Here is a 16749-nt window from a genome sequence, read left to right as displayed (position 1 = left end):
ATGAATTACGTGGGTTTATTTCGGCAGGGGGCGATAGTGTGAATGCGGGGCTTCATAAAAACGACTACGCTTACTATGAGGACATGCAGGACGAAGAGGTAGTATACGAAGCCAGGAGAGGCAGCCGGGAAGCTCTGGAATACCTGATCAATAAATATAAAAATTTTGTCAAGTCCAAGGCCAGATCCTATTTCCTGATCGGTGCAGATAAAGAAGACATTATCCAGGAAGGTATGATCGGCCTTTATAAAGCGATCAGGGATTTCAACCCCGATAAGCTATCGTCTTTCAAGGCCTTTGCGGAGCTCTGCATAACCAGGCAGATCATCACGGCCATTAAAACTGCCACCCGCCAAAAGCACATTCCGCTAAATTCGTACATTTCCCTGAATAAGCCGATTTACGACGAAGACTCGGAGAGGACGCTGCTGGATGTGCTTTCCGAGGTGAAGATCACCGACCCGGAGGAACTCATAATCAGTAGGGAAGAAGTTGAGGACATAGAAGGCAAAATGGGCGAAATCCTGAGCAAGCTGGAGTGGGAAGTGCTCATATCCTACCTGAACGGCAAGTCTTACCAGGAGATCGCCAAGGAATTGAGGAGGCATGTAAAGTCCATCGACAACGCCCTGCAGAGGGTCAAGAGGAAGCTGGAAAAATACCTAGAAGTAAGGGATATTTAGGAAGAAAAAAACTATTGACCAAAACGATTTTTATTTTTATAATATATAGAGCAAGATTAATGGAGAGATACCCAAGCTGGCCAAAGGGGGCAGACTGTAAATCTGCTGGCGATGCCTTCGGTGGTTCGAATCCACCTCTCTCCACCATACCTGCGGGAATAGCTCAGATGGCAGAGCACCAGCCTTCCAAGCTGGGTGTCGCGGGTTCAAATCCCGTTTCCCGCTCCAAAAAAATAACGTCGCGGGGTGGAGCAGTCTGGTAGCTCGTCGGGCTCATAACCCGAAGGCCGCTGGTTCAAATCCAGCCCCCGCCACCATAGTGCCCACGTAGCTCAGTCGGCAGAGCGTCGCCTTGGTAAGGCGGAGGTCACCGGTTCGATCCCGGTCGTGGGCTCCATTTTTGTATTGAAACTATTTGAAAATTGGATTTTATTTGGTTATAATATAGTGGACGAGTATTTTTTTATATTTTATTCTACATAATTAAGACGTGCTATGAAAAGTCAATAGGCTAGAGCAAAAATTTCTTGACAATCACATAGAAATTCTGTTCACGCATTTTTGCCGGGAGGAGACCATTGATAATCCGGGTCATACGGCCGGTTATCCTTCCAGAGAGAGTAGATCAGGTGAACAAGTTTTCTTGCAACGGCTCCTGTAGCAACATTCGAGTGCTTTCCCTGGCTGCGTTTTTGCTCATAATAAGCCCTCAACTCCGGGTTAAAACGGCGGGCTGAAACAGCGGCTAACCACAAGCTGTTTCTTAAAACAGGGGAACCGCGTTTAGACATACGGTTACGAGTACCCTCAAACAATCCTGAAGCCCTGACTGTAGCATCTAAACCGGCATAAGCTACGAGAGCCCGGGGGTTAGGGAAACGAGAAATATCACCTATCTCACCGATAATTGCGGCAGCCAGGACAGGGCCAATACCTGGAATAGTTTCAATTACGTGGCGATAAGGGGTATCCTTACTAGGACGAAGCTCCTCCATAACCTCGTTAATTGCATCTTCAATAACCTTTATCTGTTCTTCAATAAATTCAATTTGCTCAACCAACAAACGAAGCTGTAATGTGAAAGCGTCTAAAGCCATTGTGATACCGAAGGTCCCCTTAGCCAGAGATTGAATCTTTTTAGCTCTTTCTTCACCGAACCGACCGCGGGAATGTTCTTTCAGGAAAGCAGATAACTCTGAAAGGTCCACTTCGGCTAATTCTTCCGGCTCCGGGTAAGATTTAAGCAGCTCCCTTGAAGTCCGGATAAACACATCGGAGAAGCAGTCTGGGTATTCAGGGAAAATCCTATCCAAAATACCAAGCACCCTGTTCTTAAGGCCACCGACCTGGCGTACGAACTCAAAGCGGAGTCGGGAGAGCGACTGCAATTTGAGGGTTGTTTCGGAAGGGAGTCTGGTCTCGGGGGCTCTTCCCAATCGCAGCAAGTCAGCAAGGAGCAGAGCATCTTTTTGGTCGGTTTTAGTTTTACGCACATAGAGATTCCGCAAAGCATCCGACTGAATGGGATTGATGACATGAAGTTCAAATCCCTGGTTAGTGAGGTAGCAGTAGATAGGGAGCCAGTAATGGCCGGTGGCCTCTAAGCAGAACTTTACGTCATCAGGCTTTAAACCGAGTCTTTCCAATGCCTGCAAAAGCTTATTCATCCCTTTATGGTTATTGTCTAGATGCATCTTTAAGACTATATCACCGGAGTCGTTTACGAGGCATACTTCGTGACTGTGTTTAGCCACATCAATACCGCCATAGAACATGATTTACATCCTCGCTTTCACTGAATTAGGCAGGGTTCCCGCAATCCTCTATAAGTCTCAACCTTGCGCGTAACTCGAGGCATGCAGCAAGCTACATCCGCAACGTGCTCATTCGAGACATCTCATAGAGGAGGGGCTTCACTCTTAATTTCGGGACAGCGAAAGAGCTTCCCAAGGAGGAAGATCGAAGTCCCCTGCCGCTACGAGAAATATTAGCTAAGTTTTATCAGAATTCCTGTGTGGTTGTCAAAAAACTTTGAATGACCCTTAATTACATTATTAAAGCTAACTATATTGTACAAGGAGGAAACACGATGGCAAAGCAAAAATTTGAGAGGACGAAGCCTCACGTTAACGTAGGTACGATAGGCCACGTAGACCACGGAAAGACCACATTAACGGCAGCGATTACCCGAACCCTTTCCAGCTCGGGGCTTGCCAACTTCGTAGCATACGACCAGATAGACAAAGCTCCCGAAGAGAGGGAACGCGGAATAACAATAGCCACGGCTCACGTGGAATACGAGACTGAAAAGAGGCACTACGCCCACGTGGACTGCCCGGGCCACGCCGACTACGTAAAGAACATGATTACCGGAGCCGCCCAGATGGACGGAGCCATCCTGGTAGTATCGGCAGCGGACGGCCCCATGCCCCAGACCAGGGAACACATACTGCTTGCCAGGCAGGTAGGCGTACCCTACATCGTAGTATTCATGAACAAAGTAGACATGGTAGACGACCCAGAACTTTTAGAACTGGTCGAAATGGAAGTAAGGGAACTCTTGTCCTCCTACGAATTCCCGGGCGACGAGATACCCGTAGTGGCGGGTTCTGCATTAAAGGCTCTGGAATGCGGATGCGGTAAGAGGGAATGCGAATGGTGCGGCAAGATATGGCAGCTCATGGACGCTGTAGACGAATATATACCGACACCGGAGCGCGACGCCGACAAACCCTTCCTCATGCCGGTTGAAGACGTATTCACCATAACCGGGCGCGGCACCGTAGTGACCGGAAGAGTAGAGAGGGGCACCCTGAAAGTAGGCGACGAAGTAGAGATAGTAGGATTGGCTCCTGAGAAGAAGAAGACCGTAGTGACCGGTGTAGAGATGTTCAGGAAGATCCTGGACCAGGCGGTAGCAGGAGACAACATCGGAGCACTCTTGAGAGGCGTAGACAGGGACGAAGTAGAAAGGGGTATGGTAATAGCCAAACCCGGATCCATACATCCGCACACCAAATTCAAGGGCCAGGTATACGTATTGAAGAAGGAAGAAGGGGGAAGGCACACACCGTTTTTCAACGGATACAGGCCGCAGTTCTACTTCAGGACGACCGACGTAACTGGAGTAATAAAGCTGCCCGAGGGCACCGAGATGGTCATGCCTGGTGACAACGTAGTAATGGAGATCGAGCTTATAGCTCCCATAGCGATAGAAGAAGGCCTTCGCTTTGCTATCCGCGAGGGTGGCAGGACCGTAGGGGCCGGTGTGGTGACCGAGATAATCGAATAAAGGAACAAAACGGGGGAATCGGGAGATTCCCCTTAATTTTTGCCTTTTTATTGACAATAAAGACGAATTATGATAAATTGATTTAAGTGACTTACTATATACTCCGAATGCACTGAGCTTAAAGGGGTAGGAGGTGTCCGGATGAGAGTTAACGTAGTGCTGGAGTGCACCGAATGCAAGCACAGGAATTACCACACCGAAAAGAATAAGAAAAACGACCCGGATCGACTTGAACTCAGAAAGTACTGCAAGTTCTGCGGGCGTCACACCCTGCACAAAGAGACGAAATAGAAATAAATGATTCCTTTTGAGGGGGATAATGCTTAATGGCAGCCGGCGGCGAAGGTTTCTTAAAAAGAAGCAGCAGATTTTTTAAAGAAGTCAGGTCGGAACTGAAAAAGGTAACCTGGCCTACCAGGGATGAACTGGTGTCATACACGATCGTTGTACTTGTATCCGTAGCCCTGGTTAGCGGTTTTATATGGATAGTTGACAGCATTCTGATGAATGTTCTGAAGACGATTCTCCGATAAGGGAGGGCAGGGGTTTTACCCCTTGTAAAATATGTCTAAAAACTGGTACGTAATCCATACTTATTCCGGTTACGAAAACAAGGTAAAGGCAAACCTGGAAAAGCGCGTGGAATCCATGGGAATGCAGGACAAGATCTTCCGGGTGCTGGTCCCCGTGGAGGAAGAAGTTGAGATAAAAAACGGGAAGAAGAAGGTAACCCAGCGCAAGATATTTCCGGGATACGTCCTTGTGGAAATGATAGTTACCGACGATTCCTGGCACGTGGTTAGGAACACCCCCGGTGTCACGGGCTTTGTAGGTACCGGGAATAAACCCATTCCGCTGCAGGAATCGGAAATAAAAGCGATTTTGAAGCAGATGGGTATAGAGGAGCCCAAACCGAAGCTCGACATTGATGTCGACCAGAATGTAAAAGTCGTTTCCGGACCTTTCGAAAACTTTGTAGGCAAGGTGCTCGAGATAAACCATGAAAAACAGAAAGTAAAGGTCCTTATATCCATGTTTGGGCGGGAAACACCTATCGAGCTTGACTTTAACCAGGTGGAAAAAATATAATATTTGCGAGGAGGTGCAAATATGGCCAAAAAGGTAATAGCAGTGGTAAAACTCCAGATCCCAGCTGGAAAAGCCACACCTGCTCCTCCGGTAGGTCCTGCCCTGGGTCCGACGGGTATCAACATAATGAACTTCTGCAAGGAGTTCAACGAGAAAACCGCAGCTCAGGCCGGTCTTATTATTCCGGTGGAGTTGACAGTATACCAGGATAGATCTTTCAGCTTTGTACTCAAGACACCGCCGGCATCGGTGCTGCTCATGAAAGCCGCCGGTGTTGAGAAGGGTTCGGGAGAACCCAACAAGAACAAGGTAGGCAAGGTTACCAAGAAGGACATAAGGGAAATTGCCGAGCTGAAGATGAAGGATCTGAATGCCGCCAGCCTCGAAGCGGCCATGAGGATGATAGAGGGTACAGCCCGCAGCATGGGAATTACCGTGGTCGACTGAGGACTATTGGTAAGGACTGGGTGGGAGGAATTTTATTTCCGACACTACCACAGGAGGGAGAAAAATGCCAAAGAGAAGCAAGAGCTATCTAGAAGCGTTGAAGTTAGTGGACAGGACCAGGCTCTATGAACCCAAGGAAGCCATAGAACTGGCCCTCCAGACCGCTAATAAGAAATTCGACGAGACCATCGAAGTAGCCGTAAGGCTGGGCGTTGACCCGCGCCATGCCGACCAGCAGGTGAGGAGCACGGTAGTGCTTCCCCACGGTACGGGCAAAACCGTCCGAGTGCTGGTGTTTGCAAAGGGCGATAAGGCAACGGAAGCCGAGCAAGCAGGCGCAGACTACGTAGGTGCTGAAGACCTGATTGCCAAAATCGAAGGCGGATTTCTGGATTTCGATGTAGCTGTAGCTACGCCCGACATGATGGGCGCCGTGGGTAAATTGGGCCGCATACTGGGTCCGAAGGGTCTGATGCCCAACCCCAAAGCCGGAACCGTTACCTTCGATGTAGCCAAGGCCGTAAAGGAGATAAAGGCCGGTAAGATCGAATACCGCGTCGACAAAACCGGTATAGTTCACGCTCCCATAGGAAAGAAATCTTTCGGTCCCGATAAATTGCTGGATAACTTCACGGCTCTGATGGAGTCCATAATCAAAGCGAAACCCGCCGCTGCCAAAGGAACGTATATAAAGAGCGTGGTAATCTCCAGTACCATGGGTCCGGGGATTAAAATAAATCCGTTGAAAGTAGTTGAGAAAAAGTAATTAAATAATTTATTTCACCGCCTGTGGTGAGTTTGCGGTGAAATAAAGAATCCATTCGCTGCAGACAGTAGGTGCTGGAAGGCTTAATATCCTACCGAGGCGAAGGCAATGTATCAAGTGGGAATACAAGGCCTTTCTGTACCTCTGCAGGAAGGCCTTTTAAGTTTGCTTAAGGAGGTGAGAAGGTGGGAACCAGGGAGGAAAAACAGCAGCTGGTTGCTGAGCTGAAGGATAAGTTCAGCAGGGCTAGAGCAGCCATATTGACCGACTACAAAGGCCTCAATGTGGCGGAGATCACCGAGCTTCGCAGAAAGCTGAGAGAACAGGGCGTCGAATACAAGGTAGTAAAAAACACCCTCACCAAAATTGCTGTAAAGGACTTTGAATACAACCTGGATGAGTACTTAGAGGGTCCTACGGCAGTGGCTTTCGGCTTCGACGACCCTGTTGCTCCGGCCAAGGTACTGGTGGATTTCGCCAAAGACCATAAGCAGCTGGAGATAAAGGGCGGCGTCGTGGAAGGCCGGGTGGCCGACAAGGCCATGATAGAGCAACTGGCAAAGCTTCCCCGGAAGGAGGAACTCATTGCCAAAGCCGTGGGAGCCGTCCAGTCGCCCCTCTACGGCATCGTCTGGGTGCTGCAGGGGCCCATTCTCGACCTGGTATACACTCTGCAGGCCATTCAGGACAAAAAGGCGTCTTAATCACTTTGAAAACGATTCACTGCAGGGCTTCATGCGGTCAGCGTAGCAGACGGTCGCAGACCGCTGCCTGACGGTAAGCGGAAGGTTTTGCAGTGAGTCGAGGAAACGACAAATAAAAAATTTTTAAGGAGGATGTAAAAAAATGACAAAAGATGAAATCATTGCTGCTATAGAGAATATGACCGTTTTAGAGCTTTCCGAACTGGTGAAAGCCCTTCAAGAGAAATTCGGTGTGACCGCCGCCGCTCCGGTGGCCGTGGCTGCCGGTCCTGCTGCTCCCGGCGCTGCTGAGGCTGCAGCTCCCGAGCAGACCGAATTTGACGTGATCCTGGCCAACCCCGGCGCTGAAAAGATCAAGGTAATCAAGGTTGTAAGAGAGCTCACAGGCCTCGGGCTGAAGGAAGCCAAGGACCTGGTAGACGGAGCTCCGAAACCAATAAAGGAAAAGGTCAGCAAGGAAGAAGCCGAGCAGATCAAAGCGAAACTTGCCGAAGTCGGCGCTACTGTCGAGATAAAATAAGAGGTCTAAAAATTGCGGGCGCGTCCCTGGGGCGTGCCCGCGGCGCTTTTTAACGAAACTCTTGACGAAAGAAGTTTTTTATTATAAAATATAAAATGCATTGCGAATTACGACGCGGGGTGGAGCAGTCTGGTAGCTCGTCGGGCTCATAACCCGAAGGTCGCTGGTTCAAATCCAGCCCCCGCCACCAAAGTGAAAATACGGCGGCGTAGCTCAGGTGGCTAGAGCATGCGGTTCATACCCGCAGTGTCCGGGGTTCAAATCCCTGCGCCGCTACCAGAAGTGGCCCTGTGGTCAAGTGGTTAAGACACCGCTCTTTCAAGGCGGTAACAGGGGTTCGACTCCCCTCAGGGTCACCATTTTATTTTTACGACCAAAAAAAGTCGCAGGTTGCGACTTTTATTTTTTTTTGTCTAACGATTTTTTTGCTCGACATCATCATATTGACAATTTTTGTTATTATCAGGGTGTATAATAAAGCCTACCAGAAAGTGAGGTAGGTGATCGAATTGATAAGTAAGACACGTTTAAACAGACCCGGACTTGCCGTCCCGCTTTTGTCTTTTACTCCCGACAGCTTCCTGGTTCACCTCGTAGCCTTTATCTTCGGGAGGGCGCCGGTCATGGGCATTTACCCCCTGGGGATTTCAATAACGGCTGCGGCCGCATTGTACCGCGGCAGGTTTTTTTCGGTAGGGCTGGCGGCTCTTTTCGGCAACCTGACCGCTACCCGTGACTTGACAGCGGGAAGGTATGCGGCGGCAATGATCCTTTTTGCAGTGATTTACTATACGTTTGAAAAGTGGGTCGTCAATAAGAACCTTCTGATCGGCGGCAGTATTTTGGTATCTTACATGGTTCCGGGGTTTTTAATTTTATCTATAAAAGGGACGAGCTTCTACGATTATTTTCTGGTTTTCATTGAAGCGGCGCTGGCCCTGGTAATGACCTATATAATACCCTTCGGCCTTCCCGGCGTATTCAAGACCCGGACAACGAGGATAGAAAGGAGCCTGTGCCTCATACTAATGACGGGTGCCATCCTCAGATTCGTGGGCCTCTGGGAACCGTACGGCACCGGTATAAAGGAATTCCTGAGTGTCCTCGTTATCCTGGTCGCGGCCTTTGCGACAGGTTCCGGAGCCGGGGCCGCGGCGGGTGCCGTAATAGGGATGATCGGATCTCCTGCTGGGGTGGCGCCCTGGTCTAGTGGAATCATGGCGTTTGCCGGGCTTGTAGCAGGAGCTTTTCACAGGCTGGGCAAATACGGTACAATAGCGGGATTTGTGATGGGATACCTGATTTTAAACCTTTACGCAGGCTCTATTGGAAAAGTGGCAATTCAAGTTTCTTCGATGGTTTTGGCTCTTGCAGCTTTCGCTCTGCTGCCGTCCGGTATCTTGAGAAAGGTTACCGAGTACTTTTCGAGCGATAGCAGCGAAGAGGACCTGATTTACAGGCACGAAATGTTCAGGGACAGGCTTTACGAGCTTGCCAGGCTTTTTGAAGACATGGCGGCGGCTTTCACCCTCCCGCTGAAGGAGGAAAACCGCCAGGGGTATTTTACGAGGGTTTACCAAAAGGCTAAAGGCGAAATATGTACCGACTGCGGGCTTCAGAAGACGTGCTGGGAAAGGGAGTTCAAGGCCACGGTCCGGGCTTTTTATGAAATGATGAGGAGCGAGGAAGACCCCTCGCGCGAAGGTCTGCCCAAGTTTTTCAAAGGTCGCTGCGGGAGGACCGAGGAAATAAGGAAACTGATAAGAGACATGAACTTTTTAAGGAGCCTGGAACTCCAGATGGATTCCATAGTAAAGCGCCACCAGGAGATCATTCTTAAAAAGTACAGAGAAACGGCCGGGGTTGTAAGAGCGCTGGCCGACGGAGCTTTCCCCGAGAATGCCGGCGACGGCGTAGAAGAAAAGATAAAACACAGGCTTTCGGAAATGGGTATAAGAGTCGAACACGTATACAGTGTAAAGCAGGCGGACAGGTTGCAGATCAATATAGTCAAGGGACCCTGTATAAGCGGCCGCCAGTGCGAGAGCGACATACCCTCCTGCGTGGCTGAGGCCTTAGGTACCGACGCGGCGGTCAAAATTGTAGACTGTCCGCTTAGAAGCGGGAGCACCAGGTGCAGACTTAAAGCGGTGCCCGCAGGCAGCTACAGGGTGAGCGTAGGAGTAGTCAGCGTTCCCAAAGAAAGTGCCGAAGTTTCGGGCGACAGCTTCTCGTTTATGGAACTGGATGACGGTAAATTTATGCTCGCCATTAGCGATGGAATGGGGGTGGGGGAAAAGGCCAGGAAGGAGAGCGAGCGAACTCTTTCCATCCTGGAAGAGCTTCTGGAAGCCGGCTACGACCATAAGACAGCCCTGGACATTCTGAATTCGGCGATGCAGATAGCAAGGAACGACGATACTTTTTCCACCCTGGATCTTGCTCTGATAGACATGTATTCGGGTCAGGTGGAGTTCATAAAAGCCGGGGCGGTGACCGGGTTCATCAAGCGGGGTAAGCTGGTGGATACTGTAAGAGGGGGTTCGCTGCCCGTCGGGATTGTCGACAGCATAACGGCGAGCACCGTGAAAAAGCGCCTCAAACCGGGTGATATGATTGTGCTGTTAAGCGACGGCGCGCTGGATTCCTTCTCAGACGGAGACGATAAGGAAGCCGAGATGATGGAATTCCTGGCGTCGACCAACACCACCAACCCTCAGGAACTCGCCAACAGGATACTGGAAAAGGTGAGGGAAAAGAGAAAAACCGTAAGGGATGACATGACGGTGCTGGTGGGCCGGATATGGCACCAGCAGTACCGGTAGGGCCGCAAGGCCCTTTCATTTTGTTTGCGCCGGTGGCTTGTGTTTGAAGGGCGGTTCTGATATCATTTAAAATAACGGATTCACAAATTTAAAGGGCAGGTAAAGAGCTTTCTCCTGCTGTTAATTTCATGGTGGGTAGTATGGACATTATCAGCGTCTTTAAGGATACTGTCGATAAATACGGCATGCTGCAAAAAGGAGACAAGGTGCTGGTCGGTGTTTCGGGAGGGCCGGATTCGGTGTGCCTCCTGCACCTTTTACTCCGCCACCGGGAAGAGTTCGGCATAAGCCTTGCGGTGGCGCATCTCAACCACTGCTTTCGCGGTCAAGAGTCGGATGAAGATGAAACCTTTGTGAGGGACCTGGCCGGTCAGTGGGGGCTGCCGTTTTACGGGGAAAAGGTGGACGTGCCCGCCTATATAAAAAAGACCGGGCTGTCGCCTGAAGATGCAGCCCGGCGGGTTAGGTACGCCTTTTTCGAAAGGGTCAGGAGGGAAACCGGGGCCGGAAAGGTGGCGCTGGCCCACAATAGCAACGACCGCGAGGAGACCGTGCTCATGAACATATTCAGAGGCACGGGTTTGGAGGGGCTGGTGGGGATAGAGGCCGTAAGAGACCACTACATCCGGCCTCTTATTGAAGTGGAGAGGGACTCCATAGAGGACTACCTGAAGCGGGAAGGAATTCCTTACCGGATTGACAGCACCAACCTTCAAACTTTTTACTACAGGAATAAGCTGAGGCTGGAGTTGATCCCGTTGATAAAAAGGGAGTACTGCCCCCACCTTTCGGCCGCGCTGAAAAGGCTTTCCGAAATCGCGTCCGTAGACATTTCCCTCCTGGGGAAACTGACGGATGAGGCCTTTGCCAGGGTGGTCAGGGCAATGCCGGACGGGGTGATGATAGACACAAAGAAATTTAATGAGCTTCACGAAGCCCTCAAATACAGGGTGGTGAGAAAGGCCGTGGAGCGAATTCTGGGGGACCTGAGAGATTTTGAATACAGGCACGCCAGAATGACCGTGGAATTTATCGCGGAAAAACCAACCGGTAGCAGGCTCGATCTTCCCGGCGGCCTTACAGGAGTAAAAAGTTACGAATGCTTTTACATTTACAGGGGCGATCCCCCGGTAGCGGCCGATTTTTATTACGAACTTCCGGTGCCGGGGAAAATAGATGTTCCTGAAGCGGGAGTTACCATTACCTCCCGAATTGTAGAAAGAGATGTATATACTTCCTTTAAAACCAGTCCCTTGAAGGCATATCTGGATTATGATAAAATAAAAGGTAATTTAGCCGTGAGGAAGCGGCGACCGGGAGACCGGTTCATCCCCTTCGGGAGCCGGTTTTCAAAGAAGCTCCAAGACTTTTTTGTGGATAACAAAGTACCCGCCGGCGAGAGGGACCGGGTGCCTATTGTCGTAGCGGGAGACCGGATACTCTGGGTCGGCGGCATGAGAATCGACGACAGGTTCAAGGTCACCGGGGATACCAAAAAAATCCTGGTGCTGGAAATACAAAGAAAAAACGGGGGTCAGGAGGAGTCGACGTGTTAGAAGACATAAAGGAAATATTGATAACGGAGGAAGAAATAAAAAACAAACTCAGGGAGCTCGGGGAAAAAATAACCCGGGATTACAAAGACAAGGACAATGTGCTCGTAGTGGGAGTTTTAAAGGGAGCGGTGCTTTTCATAGCGGACCTGATAAGGCACATACAGCTCCCGGTTCAGCTGGATTTCATGGCGGTCTCCAGCTACGGCGCTTCAACCAAGTCTTCGGGAGTTGTTAGAATATTAAAGGATCTGGATGAGGAGGTCGAAGGCAAACACATTCTCATAGTAGAGGACATCATCGATTCAGGTCTTACCCTGAGTTACCTTTACAGCATGCTTAAGTCCAGGAAACCCGCCAGCATAAAAATCTGCACGCTGCTCGACAAGCCCAGCAGGCGCAAGGTGGATATAGAGGTGGACTACCTGGGCTTTGAGATACCCGACCTTTTCGTTGTAGGATACGGCCTTGATTACAACGAAAAATACAGGAACCTCCCGTTTATAGGAATTTTAAAGCCGGAAGTTGTAAAGCCCGCGGATAATCCCGACTAAAACCGGTGTAATGGCAAAAGTTTTGGGTTTTGCAAATATTATAATACTGTGATAGAATATCAGGAGAATTATTCATGCTCTGAAGGGAGGAGCAGTTTTGAACAATTTTTTTCGCAACGCCAGTTTCTACCTGCTGATATTCATTTTGATTTTATCCCTGGTTCAGTGGTACTCCACCAAGAACGAAATCCAGACCAGGGTGGGCTATACAGAGCTTATCCAGATGATCAACAATGGCCAGGTCAAAGAAATCAAAATGATGGACAGCAATATAGAGGGGGCTTTAAAAGACGGGCGCAAATTCTCGAGCTATGTCCCCGATAAAACGGTGTTCATAGAGAGGATTCAGCCCAGGATAGAAAAAGGGGAACTTACCCTCACTGCTCAACCGGTGCCGGCAGTGCCCTGGTGGTCTCAGATACTGCCTTCGGTTTTGATGGCTTTGCTCTTCGTCGGCGCCTGGTTCTTCATAATGCAGCAGAGCCAGGGCGGGGGAAGCAGGGTAATGAGCTTCGGAAGGAGCAGAGCCAGACTCCATACCGACGACAAGAGAAGGGTTACCTTCAAGGACGTGGCCGGTGTGGATGAGGCCAAGGAAGAGCTTCAGGAAGTCGTGGAGTTTTTGAAACACCCCAAGAAGTTCATAGAGATGGGGGCGAGAATACCCAAGGGAGTGCTTCTCGTTGGCCCTCCAGGTACCGGCAAGACCCTATTGGCCCGGGCCGTGGCCGGAGAAGCGGGCGTCCCATTCTTCAGTATAAGCGGCTCGGATTTTGTGGAGATGTTCGTCGGCGTCGGCGCCGCCAGGGTGAGGGATCTGTTCGACCAAGCCAAGAAAAACGCTCCGTGTATCGTCTTCATCGATGAAATCGACGCCGTCGGCAGGCAGAGGGGAGCGGGTCTGGGCGGCGGTCACGACGAAAGGGAACAGACGTTGAACCAGCTCCTCGTCGAAATGGACGGTTTTACAGTAAACGAGGGTATCATAATAATCGCGGCCACCAACAGGCCGGATATCCTTGATCCGGCCCTTTTAAGGCCCGGCAGGTTCGACCGCCAGGTGGTGGTGGACCGCCCGGACGTCAAGGGGAGGGAAGAGATCCTGAAGGTTCACGCCAGGAATAAACCCATTGCTGAAGACGTGAACCTGTCGGTGCTGGCCCGGAGAACCCCGGGGTTTACGGGAGCCGACCTGGAAAATCTGATGAACGAGGCGGCGCTCCTGGCTGCCCGCAGAAACAAGAAAAGGATCACTATGGAGGAGCTGGAAGAGGCTATAACCAGGGTTATAGCCGGGCCGGAGAAAAAGAGCCGCATCATGACCGAGCGGGAAAGGCGCCTGGTGGCTTACCACGAGGCGGGCCACGCAGTGGTGGCCCAGCTTTTGCCCAACGTGGACCCGGTCCACGAAGTATCCATCATCCCAAGGGGAAGGGCTGGAGGCTATACACTGATACTCCCGAAAGAAGACCGCTTCTTCATGGCTAAAAGCGAACTGCTGGACCATGTGACCCACCTACTGGGCGGCAGGGCGTCCGAAGAGCTGGTGCTGCAGGAAGTGAGCACCGGTGCCCAGAACGATCTGGAACGGGCTACGGATATAGCCCGGAGGATGGTCATGGAGTACGGCATGAGCGAAATCCTAGGTCCCATGACCTTGGGTCACAAACAGGAAGAAGTATTCCTGGGTCGGGACCTGGCAAGAGGCAGAAACTACAGCGAAGAAGTTGCTGCTACGATAGACAAGGAAGTGCGCAACATCATAGACATGTGTTACAGCAAAGCCAAAACCCTGCTCAGTGAAAATATAAATAAGCTCCACAAGGTGGCTGAAGCCCTGCTGGAGCGCGAGAAGCTCACGGAAGAGGAATTTCTCGAAGTTTTTGCCAGCGCCTGAAAAGAAATAAAATAGACTCACCCATCGCGGTGGGTCTATTTTATTTTTGGGAATACAAATCGGAATGGGTGAAATAATATATGGCAGGTTCACTCAGTAGCAGTACTACCATAATTTTCCGTAACAAGTATCGATTAGCGGGAAGGTGATCCGGTTTGAACATTTCGGGAGAACTTTTTTTCCTCCTGGTAGCACTTATAGCGGGAGTTTTGATGGCCGTCCAGGGCGCCATGAACTCGGTGGTGAGCCGAGCTATAGGACTTTCGGGGGCTACTTTTATCGTCCATCTTACGGCTACCATCATAATGATCGCGGTTCTCCTTACGGGCATCGGCAAGAGCACCTGGGCGAATTACACCAGAGTCCCCTGGTACGATTACCTGGGTGGCGCTATAGGTGTTCTGATCACGTACACCGTGGTGATGAGCATACCGAGACTCGGAGCGGCCGTAGCGACCACCGCTATCATCGTAGGGCAGGTACTGACTGCATGCCTCCTGGACCATTTCGGCTTATTCGGCCTTGAAAAAATGCCCTTAACGTGGATGCGTTTTCTCGGCCTTATCCTATTGGCTATAGGGGCGAAGCTGTTGCTCAATAAATAAAGCTTGACAATATTTACCTTGGAAACATATAATAGTATCAAACATATCATTATATGTAGATATGATAAAATATCCGGAGGGGGTCTTAAAATGGAAGCTGCCAGGGCATACCTTGGCGAAAAGGTATTGGAGCAGGGAATAAAATTTCTTATGAAGGAACCGATAAATAATATGGAAAAGTTGATCGAATGGGTAGAGAAAATTCCGATGCCCGAACACCACAGGAAAAATGTAGCCTCTGTGAAAAAATTCCTGCAAAACAAGGATACCAACTGGTACAGACTGGCGGAGAGGCTCCTCACCAAGACGCATCCCAGCGTCAGACAGAAAATGGCCATAAACTTTTTCGTAAATGCAAGCTTCCTCGGGGTACCCAAGCAGATAGAGAATGCAAAAAAGCTGGGCTGCTCGGTTCCGTGGGCGCTGTTGGTAGATCCGACGGAAAGGTGCAACCTGAACTGTATCGGGTGCTGGGCGGGTGATTACCAGAAAAAAGAAGAGCTGAGCTTCGAACTGCTTGACAGGATTTGCACTGAAGCTCAGGAACTCGGTATATACTTTATGGCCATGTCCGGCGGCGAACCACTGCTGAGGAAGAACGATATAGTCAAACTTGCCGAGAAACACAGTTCCATGGTGTTCCACCTTTTCACCAACGGTACCCTCGTGGATGATGCACTGATCGAAGACATGAAGAGGTTGGGGAATATAACCCTTGCCTTCAGCATCGAAGGATTCGAGGAAGCCACGGATCGTCGGCGGGGTAGGGGCGTTTTCAAAAAGGTAATGGAAGCCATGGAAAAAATGAAGGAAGCCGGCCTTGTATACGGGGCATCCGTCACTTATACGAGGCACAATACCGAAGAGCTGGCCAGCCCGGAATTCGTAGATATGTTGGTGGAAAAGGGTGCGGCGTTCGCTTGGTACTTCACATACATCCCAATCGGCAAGGATGTGGACCTGGACATGATGGCGACGCCGGAACAGAGGGCCTACATCTACGACAAAATTTTGGAGTACAGGAAGACCAAACCCATATTGATAGTAGATTTCTGGAACGACGGCGAAGCTTCTAACGGCTGCATAGCGGGAGGGCGTAGGTACCTTCACATAAATGCCCAGGGAGAAGTAGAGCCTTGCGCTTTCGTGCATTATTCTACGTGCAACATCAAGAACGTGAGCCTGAAGGAAGCCCTGTGTTCTCCTCTGATGAAGGCGTATCAGAAGCGACAGCCCTTCAACATGAACATGAGGAGGCCGTGTCCCCTGATAGATAACCCCGACATGCTGAGGGAAATCGTCGAGGAAAGCGGGGCCTACAGCACCCAGCTTACCGCTAACGAAACGGCTTCGGAATTCGCTGAAAAATTGAAGCCCTATGCAGAAAAATGGGGTGAAATTGCGGATAAAATCTGGTATGATAATAAACGTGTAGATGAAGTCGCTTGCAGGGAGGGAACTAATTGACGTTGAATCTTACGGAATCGAAAGTGCGGTTTTTGGAAAGTCTCGCCGACAAGACCAGATTGAGAATTGTAGAAGCTTTAAAAGAAAGAGAAAAGACAGTAAGCCAGCTGGTCCAAGAGTTGGGAGCCACCCAGTCAAATATTTCCGGGCATCTGAGACTCCTGAAAATAAGCGGTATAATAAAAAGCCGCCAGGAAGGTAAGTATGTTTATTATAGTTTGAGCAGCAGTGCTATCGCCGATTTTCTCACGAAACTTGAGGACATGCTCGCAATTATGAGAAGGGAAGCCCTGGAAGGCGTATGAGCCGGGCTTCCCTTCTCATATTCATCGATATTTCGCCGAAGA

17 protein-coding genes, 7 tRNA genes and 1 other annotated feature are annotated in these 16749 nt (G+C 50.2%); of the genes, 23 read left to right on the top strand and 1 reads right to left on the bottom strand.

Annotated features, from left to right (window positions below; translation table 11 throughout):
- The first annotated feature begins 38 nt into the window (after positions 1-38).
- From sigH to TOCE_RS10605, 5 genes are all read left to right on the top strand, one after another.
- A complete protein-coding gene (gene sigH / locus TOCE_RS10625; RefSeq protein ID WP_013276831.1) occupies positions 39-683 on the top strand; it encodes an RNA polymerase sporulation sigma factor SigH in 645 nt (214 codons plus the stop codon).
- A gap of 61 nt (positions 684-744) precedes the next feature.
- Positions 745-830, top strand: a tRNA-Tyr gene (locus TOCE_RS10620).
- Between the two features lie 5 nt (positions 831-835).
- Positions 836-911, top strand: a tRNA-Gly gene (locus TOCE_RS10615).
- Positions 912-923: 12 nt separating this feature from the next.
- Positions 924-1000: transfer RNA gene (locus tag TOCE_RS10610), tRNA-Met, on the top strand.
- Positions 1001-1004: 4 nt separating this feature from the next.
- Positions 1005-1080 (top strand) — tRNA-Thr (locus TOCE_RS10605).
- Positions 1081-1234: 154 nt separating this feature from the next.
- Here the strand turns inward: TOCE_RS10605 and TOCE_RS10600 are convergent.
- A complete protein-coding gene (locus TOCE_RS10600; protein WP_013274925.1) occupies positions 1235-2458 on the bottom strand; it encodes an IS110 family RNA-guided transposase in 1224 nt (407 codons plus the stop codon).
- Between the two features lie 314 nt (positions 2459-2772).
- Between TOCE_RS10600 and tuf the strand changes: the two genes are divergently transcribed.
- The 18 genes from tuf (at position 2773) to TOCE_RS10510 (ending at position 16707) form a co-directional block, all read left to right on the top strand.
- On the top strand, positions 2773-3975 hold the full coding sequence (gene tuf, locus TOCE_RS10595) for an elongation factor Tu (protein ID WP_013274960.1): 1203 nt from the start codon (positions 2773-2775) through the stop codon (positions 3973-3975).
- A gap of 141 nt (positions 3976-4116) precedes the next feature.
- Positions 4117-4266: a 50S ribosomal protein L33 gene (gene rpmG, locus TOCE_RS10590; protein WP_013276830.1), complete on the top strand. Its 150-nt coding sequence runs from the start codon at positions 4117-4119 to the stop codon at positions 4264-4266.
- Between the two features lie 35 nt (positions 4267-4301).
- A complete protein-coding gene (gene secE / locus TOCE_RS10585) occupies positions 4302-4508 on the top strand; it encodes a preprotein translocase subunit SecE (RefSeq protein WP_013276829.1) in 207 nt (68 codons plus the stop codon).
- A gap of 31 nt (positions 4509-4539) precedes the next feature.
- On the top strand, positions 4540-5064 hold the full coding sequence (gene nusG, locus TOCE_RS10580) for a transcription termination/antitermination protein NusG (protein ID WP_013276828.1): 525 nt from the start codon (positions 4540-4542) through the stop codon (positions 5062-5064).
- Between the two features lie 21 nt (positions 5065-5085).
- Positions 5086-5511 (top strand): 50S ribosomal protein L11, encoded by a 426-nt coding sequence (rplK, locus tag TOCE_RS10575; RefSeq protein WP_013276827.1) that lies wholly within the window; start codon positions 5086-5088, stop codon positions 5509-5511.
- Between the two features lie 64 nt (positions 5512-5575).
- Positions 5576-6277, top strand: a complete 702-nt coding sequence (gene rplA / locus TOCE_RS10570) for a 50S ribosomal protein L1 (protein ID WP_013276826.1) — start codon at positions 5576-5578, stop codon at positions 6275-6277.
- A gap of 40 nt (positions 6278-6317) precedes the next feature.
- Positions 6318-6449 (top strand) — a sequence feature (ribosomal protein L10 leader region).
- Positions 6450-6462: 13 nt separating this feature from the next.
- On the top strand, positions 6463-6981 hold the full coding sequence (rplJ, locus tag TOCE_RS10565; protein WP_013276825.1) for a 50S ribosomal protein L10: 519 nt from the start codon (positions 6463-6465) through the stop codon (positions 6979-6981).
- Positions 6982-7123: 142 nt separating this feature from the next.
- Positions 7124-7501: a 50S ribosomal protein L7/L12 gene (gene rplL, locus TOCE_RS10560; protein WP_013276824.1), complete on the top strand. Its 378-nt coding sequence runs from the start codon at positions 7124-7126 to the stop codon at positions 7499-7501.
- Positions 7502-7614: 113 nt separating this feature from the next.
- Positions 7615-7691, top strand: a tRNA-Met gene (locus tag TOCE_RS10555).
- 12 nt (positions 7692-7703) lie between these two features.
- A tRNA-Met gene (locus TOCE_RS10550) sits at positions 7704-7780 on the top strand.
- Between the two features lie 5 nt (positions 7781-7785).
- Positions 7786-7860 (top strand) — tRNA-Glu (locus tag TOCE_RS10545).
- Between the two features lie 150 nt (positions 7861-8010).
- Complete coding sequence (gene spoIIE, locus TOCE_RS10540) at positions 8011-10326, top strand: stage II sporulation protein E (protein ID WP_187286571.1); 2316 nt, start codon at positions 8011-8013, stop codon at positions 10324-10326.
- Between the two features lie 140 nt (positions 10327-10466).
- Positions 10467-11882 carry a tRNA lysidine(34) synthetase TilS gene (gene tilS / locus TOCE_RS10535; RefSeq protein ID WP_013276822.1) on the top strand — a complete coding sequence of 472 codons (1416 nt, stop codon included), beginning with the start codon at positions 10467-10469 and terminating at the stop codon, positions 11880-11882.
- On the top strand, positions 11876-12433 hold the full coding sequence (gene hpt, locus TOCE_RS10530) for a hypoxanthine phosphoribosyltransferase (protein ID WP_013276821.1): 558 nt from the start codon (positions 11876-11878) through the stop codon (positions 12431-12433). Before tilS ends, hpt begins: the two co-directional genes overlap by 7 nt.
- 97 nt (positions 12434-12530) lie before the next feature.
- Positions 12531-14330 carry an ATP-dependent zinc metalloprotease FtsH gene (gene ftsH / locus TOCE_RS10525; protein ID WP_013276820.1) on the top strand — a complete coding sequence of 600 codons (1800 nt, stop codon included), beginning with the start codon at positions 12531-12533 and terminating at the stop codon, positions 14328-14330.
- A 155-nt stretch (positions 14331-14485) separates the two neighbouring features.
- Positions 14486-14935, top strand: a complete 450-nt coding sequence (locus TOCE_RS10520; RefSeq protein WP_013276819.1) for a DMT family transporter — start codon at positions 14486-14488, stop codon at positions 14933-14935.
- 90 nt (positions 14936-15025) lie between these two features.
- Positions 15026-16402, top strand: a complete 1377-nt coding sequence (locus tag TOCE_RS10515) for a radical SAM protein (protein ID WP_013276818.1) — start codon at positions 15026-15028, stop codon at positions 16400-16402.
- Positions 16399-16707, top strand: coding sequence for an ArsR/SmtB family transcription factor (locus tag TOCE_RS10510; protein ID WP_013276817.1), 309 nt, complete (start codon positions 16399-16401; stop codon positions 16705-16707). The genes TOCE_RS10515 and TOCE_RS10510 overlap by 4 nt, the downstream gene beginning before the upstream one ends.
- The last annotated feature ends 42 nt before the right edge of the window (positions 16708-16749 follow it).

Origin of the sequence: Thermosediminibacter oceani DSM 16646 (genome assembly GCF_000144645.1) — a bacterium.
Classification (GTDB): domain Bacteria; phylum Bacillota; class Thermosediminibacteria; order Thermosediminibacterales; family Thermosediminibacteraceae; genus Thermosediminibacter; species Thermosediminibacter oceani.
This window is presented reverse-complemented; position numbering and strand designations above follow the sequence as displayed.